The organism is Bacteroidota bacterium, assembly GCA_016213405.1.
Classification (GTDB): domain Bacteria; phylum Bacteroidota; class Bacteroidia; order Palsa-948; family Palsa-948; genus Palsa-948.
In genome coordinates this window covers 1-7,525 of the sequence record JACRAM010000045.1, presented here as the reverse complement: position 1 = coordinate 7,525, position 7,525 = coordinate 1, and the positions used below count along the sequence as shown (strand labels likewise).

Here is a 7,525-nt window from a genome sequence, read left to right as displayed (position 1 = left end):
GCGGTCGAGGAAGTAAAAAGACGATTGAGAATTATATTCGTAATCAAGGTCGTCATAATGATGTCAAGCAGTTGAAACTTTTTGAATTGTGAAAAATAAAATAATAACGCCCTGCGCTCTTGGCGCAGGGTTCTTTACAAGGCAAAGTCCATCGATGATTTCATTAATAAAGGTGAGTTCAACCAACCTTTATAAAAATCATGATAGACAATGCCGTTGCAATTTACTGCTTTCTGGACGACTACCTTAAAGCAATTAACCATCAGCAAGACAAACAACGAATGATGAACGATGCTGAAATAATGACCACCGCGCTGCTGGCTGCCTTGTATTTCGGAGGCAATCACGAGCGTGCGTTGTGTTTTGTTCGTGCCCACGTGTTCAGCCGTGTACTGAAGAAAAGCCGTTTCAGCAGAAGAGTTCATGCCATAGACGAACTTTTGCATTCTGTTTTTCTTTCGGTGGGAGAAATCATCAAACAATTCGACACACGAATGGAATATATCATGGATAGTTTTCCTGTAGCCCTCTGCCATAACATTCGCATATTCGGCAATCGCATTCTTCCACTGGATGAAGAATATCGGGGCAAATGTGTTTCCAAGAGCCAATATTTTTACGGTTTCAGAGTGCAAGTTATCGCTACAGTTGATGGAGTGCCAGTTGAGTTTGCCATTGTTCCCGGCAGTTGGCACGACAGTAAAGGAATGCATGCCTTGTCTATGAATCTTCCGGAAGGAAGCAGGAATATTTCTGACAGCGCTTACACCGATTATGCGTTTGAAGATTTGCTCAAGGAAAGTGAAAACATTTGGCACGACACAGAAAGAAAATGCAACAGCAAGAGAACAGAACCTGCTTACAGAAAGTATTACAAAAGCAGAATCCGAAAACTGATTGAATCGATGTTTGCTCAAATTACCTCTATGATTCCAAGAAAAATTCATGCAACTACCATTAAAGGATTTTTACTTAAGGTGAAATTATTTATCTGGAACTTTTCTTTCAAAAAATTATGTTTTCAATAGGTGGCAACTTACATTAATAGGCACTGACAAATGTCGAAATCCCACCTGCATTATTGAAATTATCGCATGATACAACGCCAAATTTAGAATTCGGTTCTAAAAGAATAGCATTGTGTTGCGGGCTACGCTTCCAAATGTAGATAATAGAGTTAGCTCCTTTCTCAAAATTATTTTTAAGCATTCCGAAAAAAGCAACACACTCAGAAGCATTACTATTTCTATAAAATTTATTAATTCGTTCTTCAAAGCTCATGCTTAATATGCCATCTACTTTCTGATTTTCAAAATGCCCAATAATAAAATTAAGAGTAACATCAGATTTCAGTTGCCTGTTTAACTTCACAAGATATTCACTGTGATGCTGTGCAGCTTTGTATAAACTACTACTCCAGACCAATGCATTCAACCCTTTAGCAATCCGATATTCGTTGATCTTCTGAAAAACAAGTGAATCAAGTTTTGTCTGTGCTGCTACAAATAAACTGGTGAGGAGCAGAAGGATTGTAAGTTTCTGTTTCATGTTAAAATGATTTAGAAACAGAATTTACACACTTCCTGTGGGCAGGAGAAATATAATATGGGAATTATTTATTTATCTGATCTCTTCCTAACACTTCAGGGATCGGGTTATACCTATTATAAAGATTTACTCATCTTTTGCATAATCCGCAACCTGATGTGTGAAGGATGTAATTCAATACAATCATTAATTGTTGAATACTGCCATCTTCTGTTCAAGATCGAGATCAACAATTTTCGCATAATCCTGCGTAATACGGATATTCCGATGTCCTAACAATTTTGAAACATATTCCATACCAATACCTTTTCTTAATGCGAGTGTTGCAAAAGTGTGCCTGCTGGTATGTGAAGTAATGTGTTTAGATATTCCTGCTTTCTTAGCAATTATTTTTAAATCTTTATTTACATAAGATGCAGCACTGTTTATTGAATCATGGTGTGTGTTAGGATTGTTGGTATCCATGTCGTTTTTTAGAAAAGGGAAAATATAATGATTCGGTATACTTTCATGAGTTTTATATAGTGCTAATATATCTAATGCTTTTTTGGGAAGCATTACTGAATGTGGGGTTTTAGTTTTTTGCATTTTTATATACAATCGTTTCCCATCAAAATTTTCCCACTTCAATTGAAGGACATCTGAAATCCGAAGACCACCTGCATATGTGGCAAAAACAAAAGCATTACGGTGATGAAATAGCATGGAGTCATTTGATAGTATGAGATTTTCTATTCGCAACAGTTCGTCTTCGTCAAGAAATTCTTTTTTTGTAGGTTCGTTTTTCATATGATACCTCAAAAAGGGATTTGAGTTTACTGGAATTATATCCTCTGCAATGGCATCGTTGATGATTTTTCGTATCAGTTTTAAATTTGCTGTTATTGTATTCGTCTTATTGTGATACTTAATTCTGAGATGCTCTTCATAGTTTTTGAGAAATCCCACAGTGATTTCCTCAAAGTATAATTTTTTATTTTTTCGATATTCTTTTAATTTTTTGATTACTGATCTTGTCCTTTTGTAATAACCTATTCGCCCTTCTGTTTCAACTGATGCAACATATTTATCAGCATATTCAAAAAAGTCAGAAGACCGTTTACCCATTACAACATCTCTTATTTGATAACCACTTAGAAATTGTTTTTTTGTATCTGCTTCCAAAACTATGTTATAAGCTTCGGCAAATTTTTCTGCGAGGTAGGCATTAAGTCTGGCAGAATTTGGATGCGATTTTCTTACCTTATTGTTGTTACTATCCCAGTCAGATGGTTTGATACTTATCTTCAGCGAAAGAAATCGAACTTTATAATATGTAATAACACGAAGAAAAAGTGGGGCTTCTCCCTTGTTGTTGATTTTATCTTTTCGTAATATGATTTTTATTGATACTGCCATAAGAGTCTCCCATAGGGGTGTTAATATACCTAACCCCTTTGTGTCGAATGTAATTCGTCATCGTGGGCTGGTCTATAAACTCTTATGATATTTCAGGGTCAATGTTTCATATTTTCCAAACTTATTGGTACAAAAAAGGGTACAAAAATTTTTGCTTTGTTATGCTTCAAACTGCTTTTAGTTGCTTAGTAATAATTATCCTACATCTGCTATAGAGGTAGTTAGAAGTACAGAGAAGAATTTAAGTGAAAAAAGTCTTTTTCCAGCGGGATCACCCAAGCCCTGTTTTGCAGCAATGCAAGACGGGCTTTTTTATTTGCTGTTTTGTTTTTTTTCTATCTTCACACCGCACAAAAAAATACATGGCACAGGTTGAATTGATAATGCCCAAAATGGGAGAGAGCGTTCATGAAGCCACCATCATCAAATGGCTCAAGAACGAAGGAGATAAAATTTCTCTTGACGAGCCGGTGCTTGAAATCGCCACCGATAAAGTTGATTCTGAAATTCCCTCTACAGCAGAAGGCACTCTTTCTAAAAAACTTTTCAAAGATGGCGATGTGGTGCAGGTGGGGAAAGTAATTGCTGTTATTTCAACATCAGCGGTGGTTTCAGTTTCTTCTTCTCCTGCCGTATCTCCTTCTGTTTCTCAAACAAGAACTTCTCCTTCTAAAAATGGCGAAACAATAATTTCTGCTCCTGTTTTTGAATCTGCATCCGTTGGAAAAACTTCATCAGGAAAATTTTATTCACCTCTTGTAAGAAACATTGCCAAGCAGGAAGGGATTTCCATTACAGAACTTGAACATATTTCGGGAACTGGAAAAGACGGAAGAGTTACCAAGCATGATATCCTCGCGCATATTCCGAATAAGAAAAAGATTTCTCCTGCGCTTCACGAAATTTCCGCACCCCCGGTTTTTGTTTCAGGCAATGATGAAATCATAGAAATGGACAGAATGCGCAAGCTTATAGCCGACCACATGGTGATGAGCAAGCGTGTGTCGCCTCACGTTACTTCGTATGTGGAGGCGGATGTAACGAACATTGTGAAATGGAGAGATAAAATAAAAAGCAGTTTTGAAAAGCGCGAGGGAGAAAAAATAACTTTTACTCCCATTTTTGTGGAAGCGGTAGTGAATGCCATCCGGGATTTTCCGATGGTGAATGTATCGGTGGACGGAACAAGAATAATTTTGCACAAGAACATTAACATAGGAATGGCAACCGCTCTGCCATCTGGAAACTTGATCGTGCCCGTCATTAAAAATGCAGACAGGTTTAATTTGTTCGGACTGACAAAAACGGTAAATGATATGGCAAGCCGCGCGCGCAACAATAAACTTGTGCCGGATGAAGTGCAGGGCGGAACATTTACGCTCACGAATGTCGGAGTGTTTGGAAACTTAATGGGCGCTCCGATCATTAACCAGCCCCAGGCGGCAATTCTTGCTACTGGAGCGATAAAGAAAAAACCTGTTGTGATGGAAACTGAATTCGGAGATTCAATCGTCATCCGAAGCATGATGTTTCTTTCGCTTTCGTATGATCATCGCGTAGTGGATGGCATGTTGGGCGGAAAATTTCTTAGAAGAGTTGCCGATTATCTTGAAAAATTTGATGCAAACAGAATATTATAATTTCAATTCATCCCTCATGAAACTAATTTCAAACAGGAAAAAATCAGAACTTAGAAATTGTAATTTTATTTTTCTGATTATCTGCTTTTCATTTTTTTCTTCTCATTGCTTTTCGCAGGAGGTAGAACCTGTTGTTAATAATACCGACTTCCGCTCCGTGTTTGATCAGGCGGAAGAATACCTTCTTAATGAAAACTATGAAAAAGCATTGCCTCTTTACGAACAACTGCTTTTACAGAATCAGAATAACGGAAACTGGAATTTTAAAGTAGGTCTTTGTTATCTTAATTCACCTTCTGAGTACAGCAGGTCGGTTAATTATTTTGAACGTGCAGCAGCAGCCTGGTCTGCAAATTCAAAAGATGATTCTTACAAGGAAGACAAAGCCCCGCTCGTTGCCCAGCTCTATCTGGGCGATGCCTATCACCGCAATTATCGCTTTGATGATGCCATAGAGGTTTACAAAAAATTCAAAACATTTATTCCGGAGAAAGACAAAGTATATCTGTCTTACATTGATTATAAAATACAGCTGTGCAAAAACGCCCAGCAGCTAACGGCTGATCCCGTAAACATGATTATCCGGAATCTCGGGGATTCCATCAACAGCCCTTATGCTGATTATTCTCCGGTGATTTCTGCCGATGAATCCATTCTTCTTTTCACTTCCCGCAGGCCGGAAAATGTGGGCGGCTTAACAGATGCAAACGGAAAATATTTTGAAGACATTTACATTTCCTACAGAACTGAAGATGATATGGCATGGACAAAGGCGAAAAATGTGGGACCTCCCATCAACACTGCAGGGCATGAAGCCACCATTGGAACTTCAGTGGACGGACAAATTCTTTTCATGTACAAAGATGACGAAGACAGCGGAAGCATTTACATAACAAACATGCAGGGAGATAACTGGACCATTCCTGAAAAAGTGGGCGGTGACGTAAACAGCAAGCATTGGGAATCTCATGCAACACTTTCGGCTGATGGCAACACGCTTTTTTTTGTGAGTAACCGTCCGGGCGGTTATGGCGGAAGAGACATATACCGATGTAAAAAACTTCCCACCGGAGCTTGGAGCAAGGCGATGAATCTGGGTCCCAACATCAACACAAGGTACGAAGAAGATTCTCCTTTTCTTCAGCCGGGAAGCAGCCAGCTTTATTTTTCTTCACAAGGACATAAAAGCATGGGTGGGTTCGACATCTTTACCAGCAATTTTGTTGATACCGGAATTATGGGAGGATGGACAGAGCCGGAAAATATCGGGTATCCTGTGAACACAACAGGCGATGATATTTTCTTTGTGCCTACCATTGATAACAAACGTGCGTATTATTCTTCCTTTGCCGAAGGAAGTTATGGTGATAAGGATATTTACATGCTCACCCTTCCTGAAAAAGAAGAATCAAAACTCACAGTGCTCCGCGGAACGGTGGTGGATGATTTTGGAAAACTTCCTCCCGGAGTGATGATTACCGTTACGGATGCCAACAACGGAGACATTGTTGGAAATTATGCTCCTAATCCCAAAACGGGAAAATACCTTTTCATTCTTCCGCACGGAAAAACATACACCCTGCTTTATGAAGCGGATGGCTACCATTCCGTAAACAATAAATACAAGGTAGAGCCGGGCAAGGAATATCTTTCCACGGAAATGGTTTTCATCCTGAAAGAAGTAAAACTTGAAAAACAAGCGCTTGGCACAGTGGGCGTTTTCGGAACGGTGACAGACATTCAGAAAAAAACAGTGAAGAGCGCGAAAATCAATGTGGTGGATAATACAACCGGAAAATCAGCCGGCAATTATTTATCTGATAACACGGGAAAGTTTTCTTTTGTACTTGAACGCGGAAAGAATTACAACCTCTCTTTTGATGCCGCTGGATATTTATTTCAATCGGAGAACGTAAACATGCCCAAGGAACAGATTTATTCTTCCGTAGAAAAAAATGTGGTGCTTCAGCCCATTGCCACCGGAAGCAAAACCATTCTTAATAATATATTTTTCGATTTCACGAAAGCAAAGCTTCGCAAGGAATCTTTTGTGGAACTCGACAAAGTGTATGCACTTCTTAAGGAAAAAACAGATATGAAGGTTGAGATTTCTGGGCATACCGATAATAAAGGCAATGATAAACTGAATTTGAAACTTTCTAAAGACAGAGCCAAAGCCGTGATGGATTACTTGGTGAAAAAAGGCATCAGCAAATCGCGCCTTACTTCACAGGGATACGGCAAAGAGCAGCCCATTGCCTCCAATGATACCGATGCGGGCAGGCAGCTGAACCGAAGAGTGGAGTTAAAGATTCTTAGTAAATAAATGAAAATATTTTTTTCGCTTAGGTTATTTCTTTCATTATATTTGTGTCATCAAACAAAAGATAATTTTTATTAATCAACGAATAACAAAAAGTTTATGAGCAGAACAAAACTCCTCGATTTGTACCAGCGTCCGGGCTGGCAAAAACTCACCACGATGCAGGACCTCAGAAAAGAAAATGAGGAAATGAAAAAAGAATCGGAATATCTCCGCAAGCGCTTCGACAGCATTTCGGAAAAAAAGAAACAGGTGGAAGACCGGTGCAATGACCTTAAGACAACGGTATCTAACCTGCGCGAAGAACTTGCCAATACAAAAGAAGATAACGCTAATCTTCGCAAGGATAACGCATCGCTGCGCGATCAGGTTCGTTTCCTGAAAGCACAGGTGCCAAATCTGAAACCGACTTTGACGAGTTAAGCTCAACATATTTTTATTAATAAAAAAACCCATCCGTCAACTGACGGGTGGGTTTTTCTTTGTGCGCCATCCATGTTCTTTTACTATAGGGTGCAAGTCCCGAACACACGTTGATAACGCGAAGTGTTAGCTGAAAGCAAGTGCAATGTTGCGAGGCATTGTGCGGAGGAAGCCGAAGGCAAAAGCAAGTGAT

6 protein-coding genes are annotated in these 7,525 nt (G+C 39.1%); 4 read left to right on the top strand and 2 right to left on the bottom strand.

Going from position 1 to position 7,525, the window contains the following annotated elements:
- Positions 1 to 200: 200 nt before the first annotated feature.
- Positions 201 to 1,028, top strand: coding sequence for an IS982 family transposase (locus HY841_04580; GenBank protein ID MBI4930017.1), 828 nt, complete (start codon positions 201 to 203; stop codon positions 1,026 to 1,028).
- Between the two features lie 13 nt (positions 1,029 to 1,041).
- Here the strand turns inward: HY841_04580 and HY841_04575 are convergent, their stop codons facing one another.
- Together HY841_04575 and HY841_04570 are read right to left on the bottom strand one after the other, a co-directional pair.
- Positions 1,042 to 1,548, bottom strand: coding sequence for a CAP domain-containing protein (locus HY841_04575; GenBank protein ID MBI4930016.1), 507 nt, complete (start codon positions 1,546 to 1,548; stop codon positions 1,042 to 1,044).
- Between the two features lie 186 nt (positions 1,549 to 1,734).
- A complete protein-coding gene (locus HY841_04570) occupies positions 1,735 to 2,946 on the bottom strand; it encodes a site-specific integrase (protein MBI4930015.1) in 1,212 nt (403 codons plus the stop codon).
- Positions 2,947 to 3,308: 362 nt separating this feature from the next.
- Between HY841_04570 and HY841_04565 the strand changes: the two genes are divergently transcribed.
- The 3 genes from HY841_04565 to HY841_04555 all read left to right on the top strand — a co-directional run bounded on the left by HY841_04565 (position 3,309) and on the right by HY841_04555 (position 7,332).
- Positions 3,309 to 4,586, top strand: coding sequence for a 2-oxo acid dehydrogenase subunit E2 (locus HY841_04565; protein MBI4930014.1), 1,278 nt, complete (start codon positions 3,309 to 3,311; stop codon positions 4,584 to 4,586).
- Positions 4,587 to 4,602: 16 nt separating this feature from the next.
- A complete protein-coding gene (locus HY841_04560; GenBank protein ID MBI4930013.1) occupies positions 4,603 to 6,912 on the top strand; it encodes an OmpA family protein in 2,310 nt (769 codons plus the stop codon).
- Between the two features lie 96 nt (positions 6,913 to 7,008).
- Positions 7,009 to 7,332, top strand: coding sequence for a hypothetical protein (locus HY841_04555; GenBank protein MBI4930012.1), 324 nt, complete (start codon positions 7,009 to 7,011; stop codon positions 7,330 to 7,332).
- Positions 7,333 to 7,525: the final 193 nt, after the last annotated feature.